1 protein-coding gene is annotated in these 548 nt (G+C 62.0%); it reads left to right on the top strand.

Features of this window, described 5'->3' with window-relative positions; translation table 11 throughout:
- Nucleotides 1–548 (top strand): N-acetylglucosamine-6-phosphate deacetylase (locus tag FJV41_RS55340; RefSeq protein ID WP_141649579.1); only part of this gene is annotated, 548 nt, incomplete at both ends.

The following is a 548-nucleotide window of genomic DNA, read 5'->3' as shown; positions in this document are numbered from 1 at the left end:
GGCATAGCGTGCGGGTGATGCTGGGCCATAGCGCCGCCACCTATGAACAAACCTGCGCCGCATTCGCTGCCGGTGCCGACGGGCTGGTGCACTGCTACAACGGGATGAGCCGATTACATCACCGGGAGCCGGGCATGGTCGGTGCCGGGTTAACTACGCCGCGGGCTTGGCTGGAGCTTATTGCCGACGGGCATCATGTTCATCCCGCCGCCATGCGTCTGTGCTCCTGCTGCGCCGAACAGCGCATTGTCCTGATAACAGATGCGATGCAGGCAGCCGGTATGCCCGATGGCCGCTTCACGCTCTGCGGCGAAGCGGTGGAAATGCGCAACGGTATCGTACGAACGGCCTCCGGTAGCCTGGCAGGCAGTACGCTCTCGCTTGATGCGGCCGTTCGCAACATGGTCGAACTGGCGGGAACTGCGCCGGAGGATGCCATTCATATGGCTTCGCTGCACCCTGCCCGCCTGCTGGGTATTGACGATCGACTTGGATCGTTACGGACGGGAAAATGCGCGAATGTTATTGCGCTAAACGACGGGCTACAC

The sequence above is a fragment of the Myxococcus llanfairpwllgwyngyllgogerychwyrndrobwllllantysiliogogogochensis genome, from assembly GCF_006636215.1.
GTDB classification, from domain to species: Bacteria; Myxococcota; Myxococcia; order Myxococcales; family Myxococcaceae; genus Myxococcus; species Myxococcus llanfairpwllgwyngyllgogerychwyrndrobwllllantysiliogogogochensis.
The sequence above is the reverse complement of the archived record's forward strand: the minus strand, read 5'-3'. Positions and strand labels throughout refer to the sequence as shown.